The organism is Escherichia sp. KTE114, assembly GCF_000407765.1.
Classification (GTDB): Bacteria; Pseudomonadota; Gammaproteobacteria; order Enterobacterales; family Enterobacteriaceae; genus Escherichia; species Escherichia ruysiae.
Window position 1 is genome coordinate 2,443,048 of sequence record NZ_KE136626.1, and the last position, 24,078, is coordinate 2,467,125.

The 24,078-nt window shown below is 51.3% G+C and carries 22 protein-coding genes, 1 tRNA gene and 2 pseudogenes; 13 read left to right on the forward strand and 12 right to left on the reverse strand.

From position 1 onward, the window contains the following. Window positions 1–7: 7 nt before the first annotated feature. The 6 genes from hyi to glxK all read left to right on the forward strand — a co-directional run bounded on the left by hyi (window position 8) and on the right by glxK (window position 7,332). Entirely contained in the window at window positions 8–784 is a 777-nt protein-coding gene (hyi, locus tag WC5_RS09465; protein ID WP_000943548.1) for a hydroxypyruvate isomerase, read from the forward strand. Window positions 785–883: 99 nt separating this feature from the next. Next, window positions 884–1,762 (forward strand): 2-hydroxy-3-oxopropionate reductase, encoded by an 879-nt coding sequence (gene glxR, locus WC5_RS09460; protein ID WP_000765821.1) that lies wholly within the window; start codon window positions 884–886, stop codon window positions 1,760–1,762. Between the two features lie 168 nt (window positions 1,763–1,930). After that, on the forward strand, window positions 1,931–3,385 hold the full coding sequence (locus tag WC5_RS09455) for an allantoin transporter (protein ID WP_000401081.1): 1,455 nt from the start codon (window positions 1,931–1,933) through the stop codon (window positions 3,383–3,385). 59 nt (window positions 3,386–3,444) lie between these two features. Then, on the forward strand, window positions 3,445–4,806 hold the full coding sequence (gene allB / locus WC5_RS09450) for an allantoinase AllB (RefSeq protein WP_000006874.1): 1,362 nt from the start codon (window positions 3,445–3,447) through the stop codon (window positions 4,804–4,806). 56 nt (window positions 4,807–4,862) lie between these two features. Further along, window positions 4,863–6,164 (forward strand): uracil/xanthine transporter, encoded by a 1,302-nt coding sequence (locus WC5_RS09445; RefSeq protein ID WP_010349519.1) that lies wholly within the window; start codon window positions 4,863–4,865, stop codon window positions 6,162–6,164. Between the two features lie 22 nt (window positions 6,165–6,186). After that, window positions 6,187–7,332 carry a glycerate 3-kinase gene (glxK, locus tag WC5_RS09440; protein WP_000706364.1) on the forward strand — a complete coding sequence of 382 codons (1,146 nt, stop codon included), beginning with the start codon at window positions 6,187–6,189 and terminating at the stop codon, window positions 7,330–7,332. Between the two features lie 128 nt (window positions 7,333–7,460). Here glxK and allE read toward each other — a convergent pair whose 3' ends face one another. The 3 genes from allE to allD are packed head-to-tail and all read right to left on the reverse strand — an operon-like array spanning window position 7,461 to window position 10,563. Continuing rightward, window positions 7,461–8,246: a (S)-ureidoglycine aminohydrolase gene (allE, locus tag WC5_RS09435; RefSeq protein ID WP_000540971.1), complete on the reverse strand. Its 786-nt coding sequence runs from the start codon at window positions 8,244–8,246 to the stop codon at window positions 7,461–7,463. 10 nt (window positions 8,247–8,256) lie between these two features. After that, window positions 8,257–9,492, reverse strand: a complete 1,236-nt coding sequence (allC, locus tag WC5_RS09430; RefSeq protein ID WP_010349517.1) for an allantoate deiminase — start codon at window positions 9,490–9,492, stop codon at window positions 8,257–8,259. A 21-nt stretch (window positions 9,493–9,513) separates the two neighbouring features. Continuing rightward, window positions 9,514–10,563, reverse strand: coding sequence for an ureidoglycolate dehydrogenase (allD, locus tag WC5_RS09425; protein WP_000703922.1), 1,050 nt, complete (start codon window positions 10,561–10,563; stop codon window positions 9,514–9,516). A gap of 316 nt (window positions 10,564–10,879) precedes the next feature. Here allD and WC5_RS0122305 point away from each other — a divergent pair. The 4 genes and pseudogenes from WC5_RS0122305 (at window position 10,880) to WC5_RS09410 (ending at window position 15,531) form a co-directional block, all read left to right on the forward strand. Further along, a pseudogene (locus WC5_RS0122305) lies at window positions 10,880–12,546 on the forward strand (acyl-CoA synthetase FdrA). Between the two features lie 9 nt (window positions 12,547–12,555). Continuing rightward, window positions 12,556–13,815, forward strand: coding sequence for a YlbE family protein (locus WC5_RS09420; RefSeq protein WP_000495411.1), 1,260 nt, complete (start codon window positions 12,556–12,558; stop codon window positions 13,813–13,815). Window positions 13,816–13,825: 10 nt separating this feature from the next. After that, window positions 13,826–14,641, forward strand: coding sequence for an oxamate carbamoyltransferase subunit AllH family protein (locus WC5_RS09415; RefSeq protein ID WP_010349514.1), 816 nt, complete (start codon window positions 13,826–13,828; stop codon window positions 14,639–14,641). Continuing rightward, entirely contained in the window at window positions 14,638–15,531 is an 894-nt protein-coding gene (locus WC5_RS09410) for a carbamate kinase (protein WP_016231618.1), read from the forward strand. The genes WC5_RS09415 and WC5_RS09410 overlap by 4 nt, the downstream gene beginning before the upstream one ends. 126 nt (window positions 15,532–15,657) lie before the next feature. Here WC5_RS09410 and purK read toward each other — a convergent pair whose 3' ends face one another. The 4 genes from purK to ppiB all read right to left on the reverse strand — a co-directional run bounded on the left by purK (window position 15,658) and on the right by ppiB (window position 18,567). Next, the gene (gene purK, locus WC5_RS09405) at window positions 15,658–16,725 is read right to left on the reverse strand and encodes a 5-(carboxyamino)imidazole ribonucleotide synthase (RefSeq protein ID WP_000815577.1); all 1,068 of its coding nucleotides are present in this window, start codon (window positions 16,723–16,725) and stop codon (window positions 15,658–15,660) included. Continuing rightward, complete coding sequence (purE, locus tag WC5_RS09400; RefSeq protein ID WP_010349513.1) at window positions 16,722–17,231, reverse strand: 5-(carboxyamino)imidazole ribonucleotide mutase; 510 nt, start codon at window positions 17,229–17,231, stop codon at window positions 16,722–16,724. The genes purK and purE overlap by 4 nt, the downstream gene beginning before the upstream one ends. A 116-nt stretch (window positions 17,232–17,347) precedes the next feature. After that, complete coding sequence (gene lpxH, locus WC5_RS09395) at window positions 17,348–18,070, reverse strand: UDP-2,3-diacylglucosamine diphosphatase (protein WP_000212272.1); 723 nt, start codon at window positions 18,068–18,070, stop codon at window positions 17,348–17,350. 2 nt (window positions 18,071–18,072) lie between these two features. Continuing rightward, on the reverse strand, window positions 18,073–18,567 hold the full coding sequence (ppiB, locus tag WC5_RS09390; RefSeq protein ID WP_000256002.1) for a peptidylprolyl isomerase B: 495 nt from the start codon (window positions 18,565–18,567) through the stop codon (window positions 18,073–18,075). Between the two features lie 173 nt (window positions 18,568–18,740). On the opposite strand from ppiB, the gene cysS reads away from it, so the two are divergent. Beyond that, on the forward strand, window positions 18,741–20,126 hold the full coding sequence (cysS, locus tag WC5_RS09385; RefSeq protein WP_000912345.1) for a cysteine--tRNA ligase: 1,386 nt from the start codon (window positions 18,741–18,743) through the stop codon (window positions 20,124–20,126). Between the two features lie 41 nt (window positions 20,127–20,167). Here the strand turns inward: cysS and WC5_RS09380 are convergent, their stop codons facing one another. The 3 genes from WC5_RS09380 to folD form a co-directional block, all read right to left on the reverse strand. Next, window positions 20,168–20,698, reverse strand: coding sequence for a metal-dependent hydrolase (locus WC5_RS09380; protein ID WP_001143526.1), 531 nt, complete (start codon window positions 20,696–20,698; stop codon window positions 20,168–20,170). A gap of 108 nt (window positions 20,699–20,806) precedes the next feature. Continuing rightward, the gene (ybcJ, locus tag WC5_RS09375; protein ID WP_000190295.1) at window positions 20,807–21,019 is read right to left on the reverse strand and encodes a ribosome-associated protein YbcJ; all 213 of its coding nucleotides are present in this window, start codon (window positions 21,017–21,019) and stop codon (window positions 20,807–20,809) included. A 1-nt stretch (window position 21,020) separates the two neighbouring features. After that, on the reverse strand, window positions 21,021–21,887 hold the full coding sequence (folD, locus tag WC5_RS09370; RefSeq protein WP_000729175.1) for a bifunctional methylenetetrahydrofolate dehydrogenase/methenyltetrahydrofolate cyclohydrolase FolD: 867 nt from the start codon (window positions 21,885–21,887) through the stop codon (window positions 21,021–21,023). Between the two features lie 260 nt (window positions 21,888–22,147). Between folD and WC5_RS09365 the strand changes: the two genes are divergently transcribed. Then, window positions 22,148–22,224, forward strand: a tRNA-Arg gene (locus WC5_RS09365). Between the two features lie 15 nt (window positions 22,225–22,239). Here the strand turns inward: WC5_RS09365 and WC5_RS0122315 are convergent. Next, window positions 22,240–22,398 (reverse strand): annotated as a pseudogene (locus WC5_RS0122315) (integrase); the annotation flags it as partial. A 94-nt stretch (window positions 22,399–22,492) separates the two neighbouring features. On the opposite strand from WC5_RS0122315, the gene emrE reads away from it, so the two are divergent. After that, a complete protein-coding gene (emrE, locus tag WC5_RS09360) occupies window positions 22,493–22,825 on the forward strand; it encodes a multidrug efflux SMR transporter EmrE (protein ID WP_001070440.1) in 333 nt (110 codons plus the stop codon). 396 nt (window positions 22,826–23,221) lie between these two features. On the opposite strand, the gene WC5_RS09355 is transcribed toward emrE, so the two are convergent. Further along, window positions 23,222–23,899 carry a hypothetical protein gene (locus WC5_RS09355; protein ID WP_000987172.1) on the reverse strand — a complete coding sequence of 226 codons (678 nt, stop codon included), beginning with the start codon at window positions 23,897–23,899 and terminating at the stop codon, window positions 23,222–23,224. Window positions 23,900–24,078 lie beyond the last annotated feature (179 nt).

The following is a 24,078-nucleotide window of genomic DNA, read 5'->3' on the forward strand; positions in this document are numbered from 1 at the left end:
ATAAATAATGTTACGTTTCTCTGCTAATTTATCGATGTTATTTGGCGAATATGATTTTCTCGCCCGTTTTGAGAAAGCCGCGCAGTGTGGTTTTCGCGGCGTTGAATTTATGTTTCCTTATGACTACGACATTGAAGAATTAAAACAGGTGCTGGCGAGTAATAAACTCGATCATACGCTGCATAATTTACCTGCGGGTGACTGGGCGGCGGGCGAGCGGGGTATTGCCTGTATTCCTGGCCGTGAGGAAGAGTTTCGTGATGGCGTAGCAGCGGCGATTCGTTATGCTCGTGCGCTGGGTAATAAAAAAATCAACTGTCTGGTCGGTAAAACTCCGGCGGGTTTCAGCAGTGAACAGATTCACGCAACGCTTGTGGAAAACCTGCGTTATGCCGCGAATATGTTGATGAAAGAAGATATTTTATTACTGATTGAGCCTATCAACCATTTTGATATTCCTGGTTTCCATCTCACCGGAACTCAGCAGGCGTTGAAACTGATTGACGACGTAGGCTGCTGCAATTTGAAAATTCAGTATGACATTTATCACATGCAGCGGATGGAAGGTGAATTAACCAACACCATGATCCAATGGGCCGATAAAATTGGACATCTGCAAATCGCCGATAATCCACATCGTGGAGAACCGGGAACCGGAGAAATTAATTATGATTATCTCTTTAAGGTAATTGAAAATTCTGACTACAACGGTTGGGTTGGCTGTGAATATAAACCCAGAACCACCACGGAAGCCGGTTTAGGCTGGATGAAACCGTACCGTTAAAACGTAACGCTGTTCAGACAATGCTTTTTTAGGCCGCTACGTCGGCAGGGGATCGTGTTGTCTGCATTCAGGAATACCGATATTTAAAAGAGGTTAATTATGAAACTGGGATTTATTGGCTTAGGCATTATGGGTACTCCGATGGCCATTAATCTGGCGCGTGCCGGTCATCAACTGCATGTCACAACCATCGGTCCGGTGGCTGACGAATTACTGTCTCTCGGTGCCGTCGGTGTTGAAACTGCGCGCAAGGTAACAGAAGCGTCAGACATCATTTTTATTATGGTGCCGGATACGCCGCACGTTGAAGAAGTGCTGTTTGGTGAAAATGGTTGTACTAAAGCCTCGCTGAAGGGCAAAACCATTGTTGATATGAGTTCCATTTCACCGATTGAAACTAAACGTTTCGCCCGTCAGGTGAATGAACTGGGCGGCGATTATCTCGACGCGCCGGTCTCCGGCGGCGAAATCGGCGCCCGTGAAGGGACATTGTCAATTATGGTTGGCGGTGACGAAGCGGTATTTGAACGTGTTAAACCGCTGTTTGAACTGCTCGGTAAAAATATCACCCTCGTGGGCGGTAACGGCGACGGTCAGACCTGTAAAGTAGCAAACCAGATTATCGTGGCGCTCAATATTGAAGCGGTTTCTGAAGCCCTGCTGTTTGCTTCAAAAGCCGGTGCCGATCCGGTGCGTGTGCGGCAGGCGCTGATGGGCGGCTTTGCTTCCTCGCGCATTCTGGAAGTTCACGGTGAGCGCATGATTAAACGTACCTTTAATCCGGGCTTCAAAATCGCTCTGCACCAGAAAGATCTCAACCTGGCGCTGCAAAGTGCGAAAGCACTGGCGCTGAATCTGCCAAACACCGCAACCTGCCAGGAGTTATTTAATACCTGTGCGGCAAACGGCGGCAGCCAGTTGGATCACTCTGCGTTAGTGCAGGCGCTGGAGTTAATGGCGAATCATAAACTCGCCTGATACCCGCAATAAAAATGGCCGATATCAGAAAATGAATCGGCCAGCAATATTAAAAAAGAAAGCAGCCAAAGATGTTGCTTCAGTATTAAAAATAATATTTTTATTTTATTTGTTCCTCATAGCTAGATTAAAACAGCGTTATTCGATACGTGAAATTAAGAGGGATTTATGGAACATCAGAGAAAACTATTCCAGCAACGCGGATATAGCGAAGATTTATTACCGAAAACGCAAAATCAACGTACCTGGAAAACATTTAACTACTTTACCTTATGGATGGGTTCGGTTCATAACGTTCCCAATTATGTAATGGTCGGCGGCTTTTTTATTCTCGGCTTGTCTACCTTTAGTATTATGCTGGCAATTATCCTTAGCGCCTTTTTTATTGCTGCGGTAATGGTATTAAACGGTGCTGCGGGCAGTAAATACGGCGTACCTTTTGCCATGATCCTGCGAGCTTCGTATGGTGTGCGTGGCGCACTGTTTCCCGGACTATTAAGAGGCGGGATTGCCGCCATTATGTGGTTTGGTTTGCAGTGTTATGCCGGATCGCTGGCGTTTTTGATTCTGATTGGCAAAATCTGGCCGGGATTTTTAACTCTCGGTGGTGATTTCACTCTGTTAGGGCTTTCGCTGCCCGGCTTGATTACCTTCTTGCTCTTCTGGCTGGTGAACGTCGGTATCGGCTTCGGTGGCGGCAAAGTATTAAATAAATTCACCGCTATTCTTAACCCGTGCATCTATATCGTTTTCGGCGGCATGGCGATTTGGGCGATTTCGCTGGTAGGGATTGGTCCAATCCTCGACTACATTCCGAGCGGTATTCAGAAAGCAGAAAACAGTGGCTTCCTGTTCCTGGTGGTGATTAACGCGGTAGTTGCAGTCTGGGCGGCACCGGCGGTGAGCGCATCCGACTTTACGCAAAACGCCCACTCGTTTCGTGAGCAGGCGCTGGGGCAAACGCTGGGTTTAGTGGTTGCTTATATCCTGTTTGCGGTCGCTGGGGTGAGTATTATTGCCGGAGCCAGTATTCATTACGGCGCGGATACCTGGAACGTGCTGGATATTGTTCAGCGTTGGGACAGCCTGTTTGCCTCGTTCTTTGCGGTACTGGTTATTCTGATGACGACCATTTCCACGAACGCCACCGGTAATATTATTCCGGCCGGTTATCAGATTGCCGCTATTGCACCGACGAAACTGACCTATAAAAACGGTGTACTGATTGCCAGTATTATCAGCCTGCTGATCTGTCCGTGGAAATTAATGGAGAATCAGGACAGTATTTATCTGTTCCTCGATATTATCGGTGGGATGCTGGGTCCAGTAATTGGCGTGATGATGGCGCATTATTTTGTGGTCATACGCGGGCAAATCAATCTCGATGAGCTGTACACCGCAGCAGGTGATTTTAAATATTACGATAACGGTTTTAACCTCACTGCATTCTCAGTAACTCTGGTGGCGGTTATTTTATCTCTCGGCGGTAAATTTATTCCGGTCATGGAACCGTTATCGCGTGTTTCATGGTTTGTTGGCGTTATCGTCGCCTTTGCGGCCTACGCCTTATTAAAGAAACGCACAGCAGTAGAAAAAACAGGAGAGCAAAAAGTCACAGGTTAATTAATCCCGATATTGAACATTGAGTTAAAAAATAATCTGTATTTTACAAGGAGTTTGTTATGTCTTTTGATTTAATTATTAAAAACGGCACCGTCATTTTAGAAAACGAAGCTCGTGTTGTAGATATTGCCGTTAAAGGCGGAAAAATTGCCGCTATCGGTCAGGATCTGGGCGATGCAAAAGAAGTTATGGATGCGTCTGGTCTGGTCGTTTCTCCGGGTATGGTCGATGCGCACAGCCATATTTCTGAACCGGGTCGTAGCCACTGGGAAGGTTATGAAACCGGCACTCGCGCAGCGGCAAAAGGCGGTATCACCACCATGATCGAAATGCCGCTCAACCAGTTGCCAGCAACCGTTGACCGCGCATCGATTGAACTGAAGTTCGACGCCGCTAAAGGTAAGTTGACTGTCGATGCGGCACAACTGGGTGGCCTGGTGTCTTACAACATCGACCGTCTGCACGAGCTGGATGAAGTGGGCGTTGTCGGCTTCAAATGCTTCGTTGCGACCTGTGGCGATCGCGGTATCGACAACGACTTCCGTGACGTCAATGACTGGCAGTTCTTCAAAGGTGCGCAGAAGCTGGGCGAACTGGGACAGCCGGTGCTGGTGCACTGCGAAAACGCGCTGATCTGTGACGAACTTGGCGAAGAAGCGAAACGTGAAGGTCGCGTAACCGCACATGACTATGTGGCTTCTCGTCCGGTATTTACCGAAGTGGAAGCGATTCGCCGCGTATTGTACCTGGCGAAAGTTGCCGGTTGCCGTCTGCACGTTTGCCACATCAGCAGCCCGGAAGGTGTTGAAGAAGTGACTCGTGCTCGTCAGGAAGGTCAGGATGTTACCTGTGAATCCTGTCCGCACTACTTTGTTCTGGATACCGATCAGTTCGAAGAAATTGGCACCCTGGCGAAGTGTTCACCGCCGATCCGCGATCTGGAAAACCAGAAAGGCATGTGGGAAAAACTGTTTAACGGCGAAATCGACTGCCTGGTTTCCGACCACTCTCCATGCCCGCCGGAAATGAAAGCCGGTAACATCATGAAAGCATGGGGCGGTATCGCCGGTCTGCAAAGCTGCATGGACGTTATGTTCGATGAAGCGGTACAGAAACGCGGTATGTCTCTGGCAATGTTTGGCAAATTAATGGCGACTAATGCAGCAGATATTTTCGGTCTGCAGCAAAAAGGTCGTATTGCCCCAGGAAAAGATGCCGACTTTGTCTTCATTCAGCCGAATAGCAGCTATGTTCTTACCAATGACGATTTGGAATATCGCCACAAAGTCAGCCCGTATGTTGGCCGTACCATTGGCGCGCGTATCACGAAAACCATCTTACGTGGTGATGTGATTTACGACATCGAACAGGGCTTTCCTGTTGCGCCGAAAGGTCAATTTATCCTTAAACATCAGCAGTAATCTGGCCCCTGCAATGCCCGTCCTTGCGGCGGGCATTCTCCGGTTAAGGTGTGTTTATGTTCAATTTTGCAGTGAGCCGCGAAAGCCTGTTATCAGGATTTCAGTGGTTTTTCTTTATTTTTTGCAACACGGTTGTGGTTCCTCCTACGCTACTTTCGGCTTTTCAGTTGCCGCAAAGTAGCCTGCTTACACTCACGCAATATGCTTTTCTTGCTACCGCACTGGCCTGCTTTGCTCAGGCGTTCTGCGGTCATCGTCGCGCTATTATGGAAGGGCCAGGCGGCCTGTGGTGGGGAACTATCCTTACTATCACCCTTGGCGAAGCATCGCGCGGGACACCGATCAACGATATCGCTACCAGTCTGGCGGTGGGGATTGCACTCTCCGGCGTGCTGACGATGTTGATTGGTTTTAGCGGATTAGGTCATCGCCTGGCACGGTTATTTACGCCGTCGGTGATGGTCCTGTTTATGTTGATGCTGGGCGCGCAGCTGACCACTATCTTTTTCAAAGGTATGCTCGGGCTGCCGTTTGGCATAGCCGACCCAAATTTTAAAATTCAGTTACCGCCGTTCGCGCTCTCGGTGGCGGTGATGTGCCTGGTACTGGGGATGATTATCTTCCTGCCGCAACGTTTTGCCCGTTATGGCCTGCTGGTCGGCACCATAACCGGCTGGTTGTTGTGGTACTTTTGCTTTCCTGCTTCGCACTCGCTCTCCGGTGAGTTGCACTGGCAGTGGTTCCCGCTCGGCAGTGGCGGTGCTTTGTCGCCGGGGATTATTCTGACGGCGGTGATTACAGGTCTGGTAAATATCAGCAATACCTACGGTGCGATTCGGGGTACGGATGTTTTTTATCCGCAACAGGGCGCGGGGAATACGCGTTATCGTCGCAGCTTTGTGGCGACCGGATTTATGACGCTGATAACCGTGCCGCTGGCGGTAATTCCATTTTCACCGTTTGTTTCATCCATTGGTTTATTAACCCAGACCGGCGATTACACGCGGCGTTCGTTTATTTATGGCAGCGTTATTTGCCTGCTGGTGGCGCTGGTTCCGGCACTCACGCGACTGTTTTGTAGTATCCCTTTACCGGTGAGTAGCGCGGTCATGCTGGTTTCTTATCTACCTTTACTCTTTTCCGCGCTGGTGTTTAGCCAGCAAATAACCTTTACCGCTCGCAATATTTATCGACTCGCATTGCCGTTATTTGTTGGCATATTTTTAATGGCATTACCGCCTGTGTATCTGCAAGACCTTCCATTAACGCTTCGTCCTCTGCTCAGTAACGGCTTACTGGTCGGAATTTTACTGGCTGTTCTTATGGATAATCTTATTCCGTGGGAACGCATCAAATAATTTGTTGAAAAAAGGATTGATAATGAAAATTGTCATTGCGCCAGACTCGTTTAAAGAGAGCTTAAGTGCAGAAAAATGTTGTCAGGCAATTAAAGCCGGGTTTTCGACCCTCTTTCCCGATGCGCAATATATCTGTTTGCCGATAGCGGATGGCGGCGAAGGTACGGTGGATGCGATGGTCGCCGCGACGGGCGGCAAAATCGTGACGCTTGAAGTCTGTGGGCCGATGGGCGAAAAAGTGAATGCTTTTTATGGCCTTACCGGCGACGGGAAAACGGCGGTGATTGAGATGGCGGCGGCAAGTGGCCTGATGCTGGTCGCGCCTGAACAGCGTAATCCGTTGCTGGCGTCAAGTTATGGCACCGGCGAGCTGATTCGCCATGCGCTCGATAGCGGCATTCGCCATATTATTCTCGGCATTGGTGGCAGCGCGACGGTGGACGGCGGTATGGGCATGGCGCAGGCGCTCGGTGTGCGTTTCATTGATGCCGACGGTCAGGCGCTGGCGGCAAACGGTGGCAATTTAGCCCGTGTAGCAAGTATTGAGATGGAGGAATGCGATCCGCGTCTGGCGAGCTGCCATATTGAAGTGGCGTGCGATGTCGATAACCCGCTGGTAGGGGCACGCGGCGCGGCGGCGGTGTTTGGTCCGCAAAAAGGGGCAACGCCGGAAATGGTCGAAGAGCTGGAGCAGGGGCTGCAAAATTTCGCCCGTGTTTTGCAGCAGCAAACGGAAATCAATGTCTGTCAGATGGCAGGCGGCGGCGCAGCGGGCGGTATGGGTATTGCGGCGGCGGTGTTCCTCAATGCGGATATTAAACCGGGTATTGAGATTGTACTGCGGGCGGTCAACCTGGAGCAGGCGGTGCAGGGAGCGGCACTGGTGATCACCGGGGAAGGGCGCATTGATTCACAAACGGCAGGCGGTAAAGCGCCGCTGGGCGTGGCGTCGGTGGCGAAGCAGTTTAATGTACCGGTGATTGGGATTGCTGGCGTATTGGGTGATGGCGTGGAAGTGGTGCACCAGTACGGTATCGACGCGGTATTCAGCATTCTGCCGCGTCTGGCACCTTTAGCCGAAGTGCTCGCCAGTGGTGAAGCCAATCTCTTCAACTGCGCGCGTAATATTGCCTGCGCCATTAAAATAGGTCAGGGAATTAAACTCTGATTCTTACCTTTAAAGCGGATGCGATTTATTTCGCATCTTTTTTTACCTGAATTTATCGCAAAAAAAGCCACGGTATAAACCGTGGCAAAATCCAACATAGCTAAAAATAATCAGGCGAGCGGTATGACTTAAATCTCTACGTCGCGGTTGCAATCTTTCGAGTAAATATAGCTGAACGCTTCACCACGCCCTACGCCATAACCAGCCTGTAAAGAATAAGCGCCCATAAAGATGTAATCGCCTTTTTTCACCGGGATCCAGTTATTGTCGAGGTTATAAACCCCCTGACCGGAAAGAATATAGGCACCGTGTTCCTGAACATGTGTTTCGATATAACCATGGCTGGCACCTGGCGCAAAAGAGAGGATATGCATGTTCATATCAAAACCTAACTCTTTGGGCAGAAAATCCAGCAGAATAACATCGTCCATGCCTTCATAATGAATGCGTTCCAGTTCGCTGGCATTGCCAGAAACCAGCCACGGCGCATGACCTTCTACCGGAACATAGCGGCGCTTATATAAAAAGATTTGGCTGTCTTCGGCCTGGGCATTAACAAACGTCATTAAGGAGCCTGGTGGGCAATAAAGATAACCCCCTTCGCTTAAGGCAAATGTTTTTCCTTCGGCTTCGGCAGTGATATTTCCAGAAATGACATACAGGAACGTTTCAATTCCTTCACCGCCGAATCCCTGCTGATTACCGCCATTTTGATGCAGCGTCACCAGATAATCGACAAACGTAGCGCCCAGCTTTGGCGTGGACAGGATTGTCGCGTCACAATTCTCAAATCCCGGAATAATATTTTTTACCAGGCCGTCTGGCGTTAACAGCGCGAAATTACCGTGTTTCACAATCGCGCGGTTAGCCAGTAAATCATCGCGGTAACCGGTGACGTTATTTAAATATCCCATTTATAACTCCTTATTTCTGCCAGGCAAGTTGATAAAGCATGAGTGCCAACGTTTTGACCCCTTCGGCAAGGTCGTTAATATTGGTGCGTTCCGCCGGGTTATGGCTGATTCCGTTAATGCTGGGGATAAAAATCATGCAGGTTGGTACGCGAGGCGCGAAAATTTGCGCGTCGTGCCCGGCACCACTGTGCATCACCCGATAGTTCAGTTTTTCTGTTTCACACAGTTCCGTCAGGGTGGCGACCAGCTCTTTGTTCATCGGCACCGGTTCTTCGTCCATCCATAAATCGATATCAATACCAATGTCCATTTCATCGCAAATCGCCCGCATGTCGTTTTCTAACTGTTGGGTGAAATCGCGCAGCACGGCAGCGTCAGTATGGCGACAATCAATGGTGAACGTGGTTTTACCCGGCACTACGTTAACCGTATTTGGGCGCGGCTCCACTTTGCCAAAGGTCAGCACCAGTGGGTCGCCCATCTTTTTCGCTTTTTCAACCGATTGATGGCAAATGCGACTGAAAGCGTAAACCGTATCACGACGATAGCCCATCGGCGTGGTGCCTGCATGGTTTGATTCGCCGTTCAGCGTCACCGTATAGCGGCGCTGCCCGACAATAGCATTAACCACGCCAATTGACTGACCATTACTTTCCAGTACACAGCCCTGTTCGATATGCAGTTCGACAAAGGCATTAATATCCTGACGCGGAGTTAGTGGGGCGTTTGGCAGAGTAAATCCGCAAGCTTTCATCGCATCGACAAAACCATTTCCTTTGGCATCACAGATATTCCGCACGTCGTCGGGATTCGCCAGACCAAAAATATTTTTACTGCCCCAGAAGACATACGGGAAGCGGCTGCCTTCTTCTTCCGCCATCGCCACCACCTCGACAGTACGTAGCGGCGCGCCGTATTGCGTTTTCAGCCAGTCAATTGCCAGCCACGCCGCCAGCGCGCCAAATTGCCCGTCGAGGTTACCGCCGTTGACCACGGTATCGATATGCGAACCGCTCAGAACCACTTCCTGTGGATATTCGCTGCCGCTCAGGCGACCGTATAAATTCCCCACGTCATCGAAACGTGTTTCCAGCCCACTTGCTGCCATTCTTTTTTTAAATTGCTGCTGGGTTTCCAGCCATTCCGGCGAATAAAGTAAACGGGTCATCCCACCCGTAGGGTCAGCGCCAAAAGAGGAAAGCCAGGGCAGCGTTTCTTCTATAGCTTGACGAAAATGTGTAATCATAGGAAAGTCCTGTCTCAATAATTATTGCGCAAAGGGATTTTTCGTTTCGTATGACGTGTTATAAAGCGCGTCGGAAATTAAATACTGGTAAATATCATCAACAATTTCGATGCCTTCGACGGCGGCTTTGCGTTGTTTAATATCCTGATCCTGTCCGGGATAATAAACCTGATTAAAACCGGGCGCGGGGGTAATGGCATTTAATTCGCGCATGGTCTGGCTAAGATGTTGACGGAATAATTCGCTGGAGGAGAAAAAGTTCGGATTAATAACTATATGTAATTGCCCCAAATTACGCCCGGCGTGTAAATCGTCATACATCGAACTAACCTGTCGCCCGAACGGTAAGCCGAGTAAGACGCCTGAGAGGGCGTCAATCATCATCATCAGGCCATACCCTTTCGGCCCAGCGGCGGGGAGCAGAGCATGTACCGCGAACGGATCGGTTGTTGGTGCACCGTTTTTATCGACCGCCCAGGTATCCGGGATAGACATATTACGCGAGCGGGCGTCGAGCACTTTTCCCCATGCCTGTACGGTAGTCGCCATATCAAAGGTAAGGATCTCGTTGCCTTCTCCCGGCGCGGCAAAGGCCAGTGGGTTAGTACCGTAGTAAATTTCCGCGCCGCCAAACGGTACCACCATTGGATCGGACTGGCACATCGAAATGCCAATTAATCCGGCGCGGGCTGCCTGCTGCACAAAATAAGAGATTGCGCCGCTGTGACCCATCCGGCTGATACCGACCACCGCAACGCCATTTTGCTGGGCGGTTTTGATGGCATGTTCCATACCCATTTTCGCCGCGACCTGTCCGGCGGCATTGTCGGCATGTAAAATTGCCGAGCACGGCCCGGTTTCCTCAAGACGAAACTCCGGTTCGCGGTTGGTGCCGCCTTTTGAGATGCGTTCCGCGTAGTATTCCACGCGCACCGCGCCATGAGAGTGGATCCCTCTGGCATCGGCATAAACCAATACTTCAGCCACGGTTGCAGCGTGCTCACGTTTTAATCCAGCCTGGCAGAGTTTATTCTCGATTAGCTGGTGGAGTGTTTCCCGACTGATTTTCATCTGTCTTCCTTTTTAACGACGGTGTGAAGCATGACTGCAATTAACATACAGGGAAAATATCTGGATTATGTGATCCAGACAGGCAAAAAAATATAGTTAGAATTTATTTGATAATCTTCCTTCTTTTAACCTGATTTTTAAAACAACCACGCTTATTAAAAAATAATGAGTAATAGTCTGGTAGTTATTTGAATTCTTTTTCTAATAATCTCCGTGTGATATTCATCACCTTATTTGTCACCGTCCATCGATACCGTAATCGCCACATTAACACTGCTCGTGCAATTGCCATGGGTGCAATTTTTAAGGGGTTGTTATGATCCACGCCTTTATTAAAAAAGGGTGTTTTCAGGATTCGGTCAGTTTAATGATTATTTCACGAAAACTCAGCGAATCAGAAAATGTTGATGATGTTTCCGTAATGATGGGTACGCCCGCCAATAAAGCGTTATTAGATACCACAGGTTTCTGGCATGACGATTTTAATAACGCCACGCCGAACGATATTTGCGTGGCAATTCGTAGCGAAGCGGCGGATGCGGGGATCGCGCAGGCGATTATGCAGCAGCTTGAAGAGGCGCTAAAACAACTGGCGCAGGGAACGGGCAGCAGCCAGGCGTTGACGCAGGTGCGTCGCTGGGACAGTGCCTGTCAGAAATTACCCGACGCCAATCTGGCCTGATTTCAGTGGCTGGCGAGTACGCGGCAGAGCTGGCGAATCAGGCGCTGGATCGCAACCTCAACGTGATGATGTTCTCCGACAACGTCACGCTGGAAGATGAAATCCAACTCAAAACCCGCGCGCGGGAAAAAGGCTTGCTGGTGATGGGGCCGGACTGCGGTACGTCGATGATTGCCGACACGCCGCTGGCTTTCGCTAACGTGATGCCGGAAGGCAACATTGGTGTCATTGGCGCTTCTGGTACAGGGATTCAGGAACTGTGCTCGCAGATTGCGCTGGCAGGTGAGGGAATTACCCACGCGATTGGTCTTGGCGGGCGCGATCTCTGCCGTGAAGTGGGCGGCATCAGTGCACTGACGGCGCTGGAAATGTTAAGTGCCGACGCGAAAAGCGAAGTGCTGGCGTTTGTCTCAAAACCGCCTGCCGAAGCCGTGCGCCTGCGTATTGTTAACGCGATGAAAGCAACCGGCAACCCAACTGTGGCGCTGTTTTTAGGTTATACCCCGGCGGTGACTCGTGACGAAAATATCTGGTTTGCCTCCTCGCTGGATGAGGCCGCGCGTCTGGCTTGCCTGCTTTCACGCGTTACGGCGCGACGTAATGCGATAGCGCCTGCCAGCAGCGGATTTATTTGCGGTTTGTATACCGGCGGTACGCTGGCTGCCGAAGCGGCGGGATTACTTGCCGGGCACCTTGGCGTGGCAGCCGACGATACCCATCATCACGGCATGATGCTGGACGCTGATGGTCACCAGATCATTGACCTGGGCGATGATTTCTACACCGTCGGGCGTCCCCATCCGATGATCGACCCGACCTTACGCAACCAATTAATTGCTGAGCTTGGCGCTAAACCACACGTGCGCGTGTTGCTGCTTGATGTAGTGATTGGCTTCGGCGCGACCGCCGATCCTGCTGCCTCGCTGGTAAGCGCCTGGCAGAAAGCCTGTGCTGCGCGTTCAGACAACCAACCGCTGTACGCCATTGCCACGGTGACAGGCACTGAACGTGACCCGCAATGCCGCTCGCAACAAATTGCCACGCTGGAAGATGCGGGGATTGCGGTAGTGAGTTCGCTGCCGGAAGCCACCTTGCTGGCGGCGGCAATGATTCATCCGCTTTCGCCTGCCACACAGCAACACACACCGTCATTACTGGAAAACGTCGCCGTGATTAACATCGGATTACGCAGCTTTGCGCTGGAACTACAAGGCGCCAGCAAACCGGTCGTGCATTACCAATGGGCGCCAGTCGCTGGCGGCAATAAAAAACTGGCTCGTTTATTAGAACGTTTGCAATAAGGGGTTCCCATGTTTACATCAGTGGCGCAAGCCAATGCTGCGGTTATCGAACAAATTCGTCGCGCTCGTCCACACTGGCTGGATGTGCAACCGGCTTCTTCACTCATTAGCGAATTGAATCAGGGCAAAACACTGCTTCACGCCGGGCCGCCGATGCGCTGGCAGGAGATGACTGGCCCCATGAAAGGGGCGTGTGTAGGGGCATGTCTGTTTGAAGGCTGGGCGAAAGATGAAGCGCAGGCGCTGGCAATGCTTGAACAAGGGGAAGTGAACTTCATTCCTTGTCACCATGTGAATGCCGTCGGGCCAATGGGCGGCATTACTTCTGCCAGTATGCCGATGCTGGTGGTCGAGAACGTGACCGACGGCAACCGGGCGTACTGCAACCTCAACGAAGGTATCGGCAAAGTGATGCGTTTTGGCGCTTACGGCGAAGATGTCCTGACTCGCCATCGCTGGATGCGCGATGTGTTAATGCCAGTATTAAGCGCCGCGCTGGGGCGCATGGAGCGCGGTATCGATCTCACCGCGATGATGGCGCAGGGCATTACGATGGGCGATGAGTTCCATCAGCGCAATATTGCTACTTCAGCACTGCTGATGCGCGCGCTGGCGCCGCAAATTGCCCGCCTCGATCACGATAAACAGCACATCGCCGAAGTGATGGATTTCCTTAGCGTGACCGATCAGTTCTTCCTCAACCTTGCGATGGCCTACTGCAAGGCGGCGATGGATGCAGGCGCGATGATCCGCGCGGGCAGCATCGTCACGGCAATGACCCGCAACGGCAACATGTTCGGGATTCGGGTGAGTGGGCTGGGTGACCGCTGGTTTACTGCGCCGGTAAATACCCCGCAGGGACTGTTTTTCACCGGCTTCTCGCAGGAGCAGGCGAACCCGGATATGGGCGATAGCGCGATTACCGAAACCTTTGGTATTGGCGGAGCGGCAATGATCGCCGCCCCTGGCGTAACGCGCTTTGTCGGTGCGGGTGGTATGGAGGCTGCCAGGACAGTTTCTGAAGAGATGGCGGAAATCTTCCTTGAACGCAATATGCAGTTGCAGATCCCCGGCTGGGATTTCCAGGGCGCGTGCCTGGGGCTGGACATTCGTCGCGTGGTAGAAACCGGCATTACGCCACTCATCAATACCGGAATCGCGCATAAAGAGGCGGGGATCGGGCAGATTGGTGCAGGCACCGTGCGGGCGCCGCTGGCGTGCTTTGAACAGGCGCTGGAAGCACTGGCTGAAAGCATGGGGATTGGTTGAGGAACGCGCAATGACGATCATCCATCCACTGCTTGCCAGCCGTAGCGCACCGGACTATCGCCAGTGCTGGCGGTTAGCGGGCGTCTGGCGGCGGGCGATTAATCTGATGACGGAAAGCGGCGAACTGTTAACGCTGCATCGTCAGGGAAGTGGTTTTGGCCCCGGAGGATGGGTGCTTCGCAGCGAGCAATTCGATGCGTTACGCGGCGAGTTAGGCGGCAATGAACAACCGCAGGTTGTGGCTCAAGGGATTCGCCTCGGGCGTTTCACGGTTAAACAGCCACAGCGTTATTGTTTGCTGCGTATTACGCCGCCTGCGCATCCTCAACCGCTTGCAGTTGCATGGATGCAACGTGCGGAGGAAACCGGGCTTTTTGGACCACTGGCGATGGCGGTAAGCGATCCGCTGCCCGCTGAATTACGCCAGTTTCGCCACTGTTTTCAGACCGCGCTCAATGGCGTTAAGACCGACTGGCGGCACTGGCTGGGTAAAGGCCCCGGATTAACGCCGAGTCATGATGACACGCTGACGGGAATGCTACTGGCGGCCTGGTATTATGGCGCTTTAGATTTGCGCTCCGGTCGCCCGTTTTTTGCCTGTTCCGACAATCTTCAACTCGTTACCACAGCGGTGAGCGTCAGTTATTTGCGCTACGCCGCACAAGGATATTTTTCCTCGCCACTCCTGCACTTTGTTCATGCTCTGAGTTGCCCGAAACGTACCGCTGTTGCGATTGATTCGCTGTTGGCACTCGGGCATACGTCAGGGGCAGATACGTTGCTGGGGTTCTGGCTTGGCCAACAATTATTACAAGGAAAACCATGAAAACACTGGTTGTAGCTCTTGGGGGCAATGCCTTGCTTCAGCGCGGTGAGGCGCTGACGGCAGAAAATCAATATCGCAATATCGCCAGTGCTGTACCTGCGCTGGCGCGCCTGGCGCGTTCTTATCGGCTGGCGATTGTTCACGGCAACGGGCCGCAGGTGGGGCTGCTGGCGTTACAGAATCTGGCATGGAAAGAGGTGGCGCCGTATCCGCTGGATGTGCTGGTGGCGGAAAGTCAGGGGATGATTGGCTATATGCTGGCGCAAAGTTTGCGCGCGCAGCCGCAAATGCCGCCTGTGACGACGGTGTTGACGCGCATTGAGGTTTCGCCGGATGATCCGGCGTTTTTGCAGCCAGAGAAGTTTATCGGTCCGGTTTATCAGCCAGAAGAACAAAAGGCACTGGAAGCGGCTTACGGCTGGCAGATGAAACGTGATGGTAAATATTTACGCCGGGTGGTGGCGTCTCCGCAACCGCGTAAAATTCTCGACAGCGAAGCCATCGAGTTGTTGCTCAAAGAGGGGCATGTGGTGATTTGCAGCGGTGGCGGCGGCGTGCCTGTGACGGAAGACGGGGCAGGGAGTGAAGCGGTGATTGATAAAGATCTCGCCGCTGCGTTGCTCGCCGAGCAGATTAATGCCGATGGACTGGTGATCCTCACCGATGCTGATGCGGTATATGAAAACTGGGGAACGCCGCAGCAACGTGCCATTCGCCATGCCACACCGGATGAGTTAGCTCCATTTGCCAAAGCCGATGGTTCGATGGGGCCGAAGGTGACAGCGGTGAGTGGTTATGTCAGAAGCCGTGGCAAACCCGCGTGGATTGGGGCGTTATCGCGAATTGAAGAGACGCTGACGGGCGAGGCGGGGACCTGTATTTCGCTGTAGTCGTAGGCAGTAGACATTTGTGCCTGATGCGACGCTTGACGCGTCTTATCAGGCCTACGATGGGTAACGGATCGGTAGGCCAGATAAGGCGTTCACGCCGCATCCGGCAAGAAAATGAGTACCTGATTAACTGAACTTGCTCTGCGCCCAAATCACGCCGCTGGCATACTCCGGCGGCAGCAGCGGGATTAAGGCTTCCAGCGTCGCGGTCAGACGCGATGTGTCGCTGTCAGTTAAATTCAGATGGCCCACTTTACGCCCCGGACGGACTTCTTTGTCGTACCAGTGCAGATGCACCAGCGGCAGTTTCAGCCAGTCATAATTCACATCGCTACCAATCAGGTTGATCATCACCGACGGACTATTCACTACCGGTTGCGGTAACGGCAGATCGGTAATCGCCCGCAGATGCAGCTCAAACTGGCTGATGCTGGCGCCGTTTTGCGTCCAGTGACCGCTGTTATGCACACGCGGTGCCAGTTCGTTGATCAACAGACCTTGCGGGGTGACAAAACACTCCATCGCCATCACGCCCACATAGCCCAGCTCCTGCATAATCGCCGACAGCATCTCTTCGGCTTGCGCTTGCTGCTGCGCATTGGCCTGCGGAAAAGCGACGCTGGTGCGCAAAATACCGTCCTGATGCAGGTTATGCGTCAGCGGATAAAACACGGTGCTGCCATCAAAGCCGCGCGCGCCAACCAGCGACACTTCACCAGAGAAGTTTATGCCCTGCTCGACAATACATTCGCCGTAGCATTCAGCCGGTAACTGTTCGGTTTCATCGGCGCGTAAACGCCATTGACCGCGTCCGTCATAGCCACCAGTGCGGCGTTTAACAATCGCCAGCTCACCTAAACGATCAAACACCACAGGCCACTCGCTGCGATTAGCAAGTAATTGCCACGGTGCGGTCGGCAGGTGGAGCTTATCGAAAAGCTGCTTCTGAGTCAGACGGTCGGCAATAATCGGGAACACATCGCGGTTCACAAAGGCCGGATGGCGCGCCAGCTCGCGGGTTAATGCGGTTTCCGGCCAGCGTTCGATCTCAGCGGTAATCACGCTTTGTTGAAAAGGCACCGCCGCCGGTTCAGCGTCCAGTCCGACCGGCCAGACAGCAATGCCTAACGGTTCGCCTGCCTGACGCAGCATTCGGCCTAACTGCCCGTTACCGAGCACGCAAACCTGTTTCATGCCGCACCTCGCGGATCCGGGTTTTCCAGCACTTCGTCGGTCTGAGCTTTGCGCCAGTCATTCAGACGCTGGTGTAGTTCTTTATCGTGAGTCGCAAGAATTTGTGCTGCCAGTAACGCCGCGTTTGCCGCGCCCGCTTTACCAATCGCCAGCGTACCCACCGGAATGCCACGCGGCATTTGTACGATGGAGTAGAGACTATCGACACCGCTCAGTGCGGCGCTCTGTACTGGCACGCCCAGCACTGGCACCAGCGTTTTGGCGGCAATCATGCCTGGCAGATGCGCTGCGCCGCCTGCGCCCGCAATAATCACCTGATAACCGCTTTCTTCGGCGCTTTCGGCGAAGCTGAACAGTTTATCGGGGGTGCGGTGAGCAGAAACCACTTCAACGTGGTGCGGGACATTCAGGATTTCGAAGATTTCGGCGGCGAACTGCATGGTAGCCCAGTCGCTTTTGGACCCCATCACGATGGCGACACGCGCCGGATTATTGCGGGAAGACATGCGTCTAAAAACTCCTGTGGTGCACAACTCTCGGCTTTAGAGGGCACAGAGAATAGCACGGAAAGAGAGCAAGGAAAACGGTTGCGTGGTTGTGAAATCAGCAAACTTGCGCGTTTTTAAAACGGAAAACGGATTAGCTCAACGTCATCCGCCGTGACTTTCACCATCGAACCTTCGGTATGCCAGGCACCCAGCACGACGCGGAAAGCAGGTTGCTTATTGGCGATGAGTTCATGGACTACCGGGCGATGGGTATGCCCGTGGATCAGCCATTGCACCTGGTTTTTTTCCATTGCACTGACCACCGCGTTTTGGTTAACGTCCATGATCGCCAGCGATTTACTGCTGTTGGCTTCTTTGCTGTTCGCTCGCATTCGCGCGGCAATGCGTTTGCGCACAAACAACGGCAGGGCGAGGAACAGTGTTTGCAGCCAGGGTTTGTGGACTTTGGCGCGAAAAGCCTGATAACCCGCATCATCGGTGCACAGCGTGTCGCCATGCATAATCAGCACCCGACGACCATAAAGTTCGAGCACCTTTTCTTCCGGCAATAACGTCATGCCGCTTTCACGGGCAAAGCGTTTGCCGAGCAGAAAATCACGGTTGCCATGAATGAAATAACAGGGAACGCCGGAATCGGATACCGCTTTGATTGCTGCCGCCATCTGGCGATGGAGTGGGTTGGGATCGTCGTCGCCAATCCATGCTTCAAACAGATCGCCAAGAATATACAGCGCGTCGGCATTGCGGGCTTCCCCCGCTAAAAAACGCAGAAAACCGGCGGTGATCACCGGTTCTTCCACGCAGAGATGAAGATCTGCAATAAAGAGTGTCGCCACGATTACTCGCTAACGGTCACGCTTTCAATGATAACGTCTTCTTTTGGCACGTCCTGGTGCATACCGCTACGACCGGTTGCAACACCTTTGATTTTGTCTACCACGTCCATGCCTTCAACCACTTCAGCAAACACGCAGTAGCCCCAACCTTGCAGGCTTTCGCCAGAGAAGTTCAGGAAGTCGTTATCAACCACGTTGATGAAGAACTGTGCAGTTGCAGAGTGCGGAGCCTGAGTACGGGCCATTGCCAGCGTACCACGGGTATTTTTCAGACCGTTGTTGGCTTCGTTTTTGATCGGTTCTTTGGTGGCTTTTTGTTTCATGCCCGGTTCAAAACCGCCGCCCTGAATCATAAAGCCGTTGATAACACGGTGGAAAATGGTGTTGTTGTAAAAACCTTCGCGGCAGTAGTCCAGGAAGTTTTTAACTGTTTCAGGTGCTTTATCGTCAAAAGTTTTGATGACAATATCGCCGTGATTGGTGTGGAAAGTAACCATTTTTGCATCCTGTTCCGTTTGATTGGTGCTTCAACCCGGTTCGGGTCATATATAGGGTGGTGTTATAGCATAACCGCACGATCGGATCATCTCGCAATGTATGCTGAATCGCGCGGGAAATATGGGTATTATACGCAACTCAATTACCCACACATGTCTAAACGGAATCTTCGATGCTAAAAATCTTCAATACTCTGACACGCCAAAAAGAGGAATTTAAGCCTATTCACGCCGGGGAAGTCGGCATGTACGTGTGTGGAATCACCGTTTACGACCTCTGTCATATCGGTCACGGGCGTACCTTTGTTGCCTTTGACGTGGTTGCACGCTACCTACGTTTCCTCGGCTACAAGCTGAAGTATGTGCGCAACATTACCGATATCGACGATAAAATCATCAAGCGCGCCAATGAAAATGGCGAAAGCTTTGTGGCGCTGGTGGATCGCATGATCGCCGAAATGCACAAAGATTTTGATGCTTTGAACATTCTGCGCCCGGATATGGAGCCGCGCGCGACGCACCATATCGCAGAAATTATTGAACTCACTGAACAACTGATCGCCAAAGGTCACGCTTATGTGGCGGACAACGGCGACGTGATGTTCGACGTACCGACCGATCCGACTTATGGCGTGCTGTCGCGTCAGGATCTCGACCAGTTGCAGGCAGGGGCGCGCGTTGACGTGGTCGACGACAAACGCAACCCGATGGACTTCGTTCTGTGGAAGATGTCGAAAGAGGGCGAACCGAGCTGGCCGTCTCCGTGGGGCGCGGGTCGTCCAGGCTGGCACATTGAGTGTTCAGCAATGAACTGCAAACAGTTGGGTAACCACTTTGATATCCATGGCGGCGGTTCTGACCTGATGTTCCCGCACCACGAGAACGAAATCGCTCAGTCCACCTGTGCGCATGATGGCCAGTATGTGAACTACTGGATGCACTCCGGCATGGTGATGGTTGACCGCGAGAAGATGTCGAAATCGCTGGGTAACTTCTTCACTGTGCGCGATGTGCTGAAATACTACGACGCGGAGACCGTGCGTTACTTCCTGATGTCTGGTCACTATCGCAGCCAGCTGAACTACAGCGAAGAGAACCTGAAGCAGGCGCGTGCGGCGCTGGAGCGTCTCTACACTGCGCTGCGCGGCACAGATAAAACCGTTGCGCCTGCCGGTGGCGAAGCGTTTGAAGCGCGCTTTATTGAAGCGATGGACGACGATTTCAACACCCCGGAAGCCTATTCCGTACTGTTTGATATGGCGCGTGAAGTGAACCGCCTGAAAGCAGAAGATATGGCAGCGGCGAACGCAATGGCGTCTCATCTGCGTAAACTTTCTGCCGTGCTGGGTCTGCTGGAGCAAGAACCGGAAGCGTTCCTGCAAAGCGGCGCGCAGGCAGACGACAGCGAAGTGGCTGAGATTGAAGCGTTAATTCAACAGCGTCTGGATGCCCGTAAAGCGAAAGACTGGGCGGCGGCAGATGCGGCGCGTGACCGTCTTAACGAGATGGGGATCGTGCTGGAAGATGGTCCGCAAGGCACCACCTGGCGTCGTAAGTAACACCCTCACTCTTATCCTCTCCCGCAAGGGAGAGGATACGTTCAGCGCAATTTACGCCTGCTCCACCATAACATTCCCATTAGCACCATCCCCGGCAACCATACCCACATCAATTCAGAAATAATCACCTGATGCCCGTACGGCGTGGTGTAACGAGACAATGCAAACGGCGCGACTTTAATCACCTGCCAGGGAGCGAAAAAGCGTTCATCTGACCACGGCCACAGCCAACCAACCCCTTTACCGCCAGTGGTTACCGAATCCAGCAAGCTGTGCGATAGCAACGAGACGGTTAAAAACAGCCAGCAGCGAATCAGCCCAGCCCTGAACCATCGGCGTCCAATCAGCACACATAACAGCGGGACAACAAACGCAAACACCAGCGAATGGGTAAACCCGCGATGACCAAAAACATTGCCGTAAGCAACGCCAAATTTAAACGACAAGACGTCGGCATCTGGCAGCATCGCCAGGACGATTCCGGCAAATAACAGACGCGGTGGGATGATTTTCGACCCCAACCCTAAACCAATACAAAGGGGAACGGCGGCGTGAGTAATAACGGTTGGCATGATGATCGCTTCGGCAAAATATCGACGCTATCAGCATGGATGAAAGCGACGAAGAGGGCAAAGGTCTGAAAAGAGAATCGGCCTGCATACGGGCAGGCCGAAGTGGGATCAGGCAACAACCTGTACGCTGTGACCTGCAAAACTCACTGTCTGACCGGCGACGATTTTGCAACGTTTGCGCGTTTCAACCGCGCCGTCGACTTTCACCTGACCTTCGGCGATCACGATTTTCGCCTGCGCGCCGCTTTCGCTCCAGCCTTCCAGTTTCAGCAAGTCGCACAGCTCAACGTGCGGATGTTTACCTAAAGAAAATGTCGCCATGTTACTCACCCTGTGGATCATGATATTCAACGCACGCCTGTAGCGTGTTTTCAATCAGCGTGGCAACCGTCATCGGGCCAACGCCGCCGGGAACGGGCGTAATGTAAGAAGCGCGCTTAGCCGCTTCTTCAAACACTACGTCGCCCACAACTTTGCCATTTTCCAGACGGTTGATGCCGACATCAATCACAATTGCGCCTTCTTTGATCCAGTCACCTGGAATAAAGCCCGGCTTGCCGACGGCAACGATCAACAGATCGGCATTTTCTACGTGATGACGCAGATTTTTGGTGAAGCGGTGAGTCACGGTGGTGGTGCAACCTGCCAGCAGCAGTTCCATGCTCATCGGGCGACCGACGATATTTGATGCGCCAATCACCACAGCATTAAGACCAAAGGTATCAATGTTGTAACGCTCAAGCAGCGTGACGATACCGCGCGGAGTGCAAGGACGCAGACGCGGCGCGCGCTGGCACAGACGACCGACGTTATAAGGATGGAAACCGTCTACGTCTTTGTCCGGGTGAATACGTTCCAGCACTTTGATGTAGTCAATTCCCGCCGGAAGCGGCAACTGCACCAGAATGCCGTCAATGGTGTTGTCGGCGTTCAGTGCATCGATAAGCTCAAGCAGTTCTGCTTCAGTGGTGGTTTCCGGGAGGTCATAGGAGCGGGAGACGAACCCGACTTCTTCACAAGCCTTGCGTTTGCTTGCGACATAAATTTGCGATGCAGGGTTGCTACCCACCAGCACAACGGCCAGTCCTGGCGCTCGCAGTCCGGCCGCAACGCGCGCCTGAACTTTTTGAGCAACTTCAGAGCGCACCTGCTGCGCAATCGTTTTACCGTCAATAATCTTTGCTGCCATCAGAGAGAGGATTCCATCTGTTACGTAGGTCGAAGGGGATGCGTCTATTTTGTCAGAAGCGTGGCGCGCTGTCAGTTTTCGTTTTCTGAAAAGTAAAACCTTCTGTACCTGGCGATAATGATAACCGTCGTTGGTTTGCCGCTGTAGCGAGGTAAATCAGATGCGGTCGTACACTTGTTCAGCAACCGGTTCAAAAGCCATTGACTCAGCAAGGGTTGACCGTATAATTCACGCGACTACACACACATTGTGGTATCAATGCGCCCTTAGCTCAGTTGGATAGAGCAACGACCTTCTAAGTCGTGGGCCGCAGGTTCGAATCCTGCAGGGCGCGCCATTAAAATTCAATTAGTTACGCCTTCTTTATTTCCTCCATAATTTCACAGTGGGGCATCATCCCAAAGATGTCGTCTGTTTTCCTTGCGTGCTTCGTCAAATGATTAGGTGCAAGGTGAGTATATCTATGCACCATTTCTATGGATTCCCATCCGCCCATTTCCTGAAGCACTGATGAAGAACATCAATGAATGCACCAGAATGAATCCGGTGAGTTAAGTTCAAACTGTAGTACAATTCTCTTCGGTATTAACAGGAAAGAATATGCTATGAACCCTTATATTTATCTTGGTGGCGCAATACTTGCAGAGGTCATTGGTACAACCTTAATGAAGTTTTCAGAGGGTTTTACACGGTTATGGCCCTCTGTTGGTACAATTATTTGTTACTGTGCATCATTCTGGTTATTAGCTCAGACGCTGGCTTATATTCCTACAGGGATTGCTTATGCTATCTGGTCAGGAGTCGGTATCGTCCTGATTAGTTTACTGTCCTGGGGATTTTTCGGCCAACGGTTGGATCTGCCAGCCATTATAGGCATGATGTTGATTTGTGCCGGAGTGTTGGTAATTAACTTATTGTCACGAAGCGCACCACATTAAAAATAATTTCTTTTGAATCGAGTGAAATATGGCAGCCCGTATGTTTATACGGGCTGCTTTTTTATAGTGCGGGTAAATTTTTTTTGGCAAGTGGAGCAGGGGGATTACCACATTTGCGTTTTGAACAGTAGCAATAAAGTTTTCGGTGAGAAATGCCACCAGTATTTTGTGATGAAACGGATATTGGCGGTATAGGTGGGTATTTGATATCGAGAGTTGATAGTTTATAGAAAAATAAAAATGAAATATTAAGTTTGTTTATTTTTAACCTTCGTACACATCGCTGATAAAATGAGAACCACCCGCTGAACGGGTGGTTATGCGTAAGTTTAATTTTATAATTTCAGTGAATGTTTACGCTGTAATAATACAAATGATAGTGGACAAAAAGCACAATCAGTTGATCGATTCACCGTAGGATGCGACTGCCTGAGCGGTGTCTCCCCCGCTCAATACCTGTCTGACTCCATCATTTTTCAGCCAATAATAAGTATTATTTTCTTTATTAAAAGCGTAAATTCTACAAATACCGCCAATCTCATTATTTGTATTCCATCCACTATTAGCTACATTGCCCCACTCCTGGTAAAGACCTGCGTTAACTTCTCGCGAGATAATATGACCTGAATTATGATCATTATAATCGTAACTATCGATATCCTGTGCTTCAGGAAATTCTCCGTTCATGCTCTCAATCCATGGTAAAATCTTTTGAATTGAATCATAAGTTTCAATACTGTATTTAAAGAAACGCTTAACAGTAAAAATATAAATACCGGCAACTTTGTTCGTTGATTTATCAGTGGCGAAAATAGCAAAAATCTTCCCAATACACTTTTCGTCAACGCCAGGAAAAGTCACTGTGCCATCTTGACTGACCGCCAGAACATTATTGTCTGCATCAGTGCTACAGCTCCATTTTACTTTGCCATTATTAACTGGGTCATTATCAATAACCATCTTAAAGGTGGCACCTGGAAACAAGCAGTTAGGAAAATGGTAACCATTCTTCATATCATTGTTAATATCATAGATATGGTTGTCAACTAAAACGCCTGTAATTTTACTCATCATTAACTCTCTTTGTTTGTTAAATAAAAGGGTTTATTCCTGTGTAAAGGAATATACTGATGTTAATACAATCAATGAATAATTGTTCTTATTTACAGGTTATATAGTGGCATGAATATGATTATATAATGCCTCTGAGTAGTGGCTGCACCGGTTATTTGTGTCACTGCTATCTTCTTATT

Excerpts from the sequence above, each read along its gene's own strand:
- ppiB (WP_000256002.1), bottom strand. The coding sequence starts at position 18,567 with ATGGTTACTTTCCACACCAATCACGGCGATATTGTCATCAAAACTTTT.
- purK (WP_000815577.1), bottom strand. The coding sequence starts at position 16,725 with ATGAAACAGGTTTGCGTGCTCGGTAACGGGCAGTTAGGCCGAATGCTG.
- purE (WP_010349513.1), bottom strand. The coding sequence starts at position 17,231 with ATGTCTTCCCGCAATAATCCGGCGCGTGTCGCCATCGTGATGGGGTCC.
- WC5_RS09410 (WP_016231618.1), top strand. The coding sequence starts at position 14,638 with ATGAAAACACTGGTTGTAGCTCTTGGGGGCAATGCCTTGCTTCAGCGC.
- allB (WP_000006874.1), top strand. The coding sequence starts at position 3,445 with ATGTCTTTTGATTTAATTATTAAAAACGGCACCGTCATTTTAGAAAAC.
- WC5_RS09445 (WP_010349519.1), top strand. The coding sequence starts at position 4,863 with ATGTTCAATTTTGCAGTGAGCCGCGAAAGCCTGTTATCAGGATTTCAG.
- glxR (WP_000765821.1), top strand. The coding sequence starts at position 884 with ATGAAACTGGGATTTATTGGCTTAGGCATTATGGGTACTCCGATGGCC.
- allE (WP_000540971.1), bottom strand. The coding sequence starts at position 8,246 with ATGGGATATTTAAATAACGTCACCGGTTACCGCGATGATTTACTGGCT.
- ybcJ (WP_000190295.1), bottom strand. The coding sequence starts at position 21,019 with ATGGCGACATTTTCTTTAGGTAAACATCCGCACGTTGAGCTGTGCGAC.
- cysS (WP_000912345.1), top strand. The coding sequence starts at position 18,741 with ATGCTAAAAATCTTCAATACTCTGACACGCCAAAAAGAGGAATTTAAG.
- WC5_RS09355 (WP_000987172.1), bottom strand. The coding sequence starts at position 23,899 with ATGATGAGTAAAATTACAGGCGTTTTAGTTGACAACCATATCTATGAT.
- WC5_RS09455 (WP_000401081.1), top strand. The coding sequence starts at position 1,931 with ATGGAACATCAGAGAAAACTATTCCAGCAACGCGGATATAGCGAAGAT.
- emrE (WP_001070440.1), top strand. The coding sequence starts at position 22,493 with ATGAACCCTTATATTTATCTTGGTGGCGCAATACTTGCAGAGGTCATT.
- WC5_RS09380 (WP_001143526.1), bottom strand. The coding sequence starts at position 20,698 with ATGCCAACCGTTATTACTCACGCCGCCGTTCCCCTTTGTATTGGTTTA.
- allC (WP_010349517.1), bottom strand. The coding sequence starts at position 9,492 with ATGATTACACATTTTCGTCAAGCTATAGAAGAAACGCTGCCCTGGCTT.
- allD (WP_000703922.1), bottom strand. The coding sequence starts at position 10,563 with ATGAAAATCAGTCGGGAAACACTCCACCAGCTAATCGAGAATAAACTC.
- glxK (WP_000706364.1), top strand. The coding sequence starts at position 6,187 with ATGAAAATTGTCATTGCGCCAGACTCGTTTAAAGAGAGCTTAAGTGCA.
- hyi (WP_000943548.1), top strand. The coding sequence starts at position 8 with ATGTTACGTTTCTCTGCTAATTTATCGATGTTATTTGGCGAATATGAT.
- WC5_RS09415 (WP_010349514.1), top strand. The coding sequence starts at position 13,826 with ATGACGATCATCCATCCACTGCTTGCCAGCCGTAGCGCACCGGACTAT.
- WC5_RS09420 (WP_000495411.1), top strand. The coding sequence starts at position 12,556 with ATGTTTACATCAGTGGCGCAAGCCAATGCTGCGGTTATCGAACAAATT.
- folD (WP_000729175.1), bottom strand. The coding sequence starts at position 21,887 with ATGGCAGCAAAGATTATTGACGGTAAAACGATTGCGCAGCAGGTGCGC.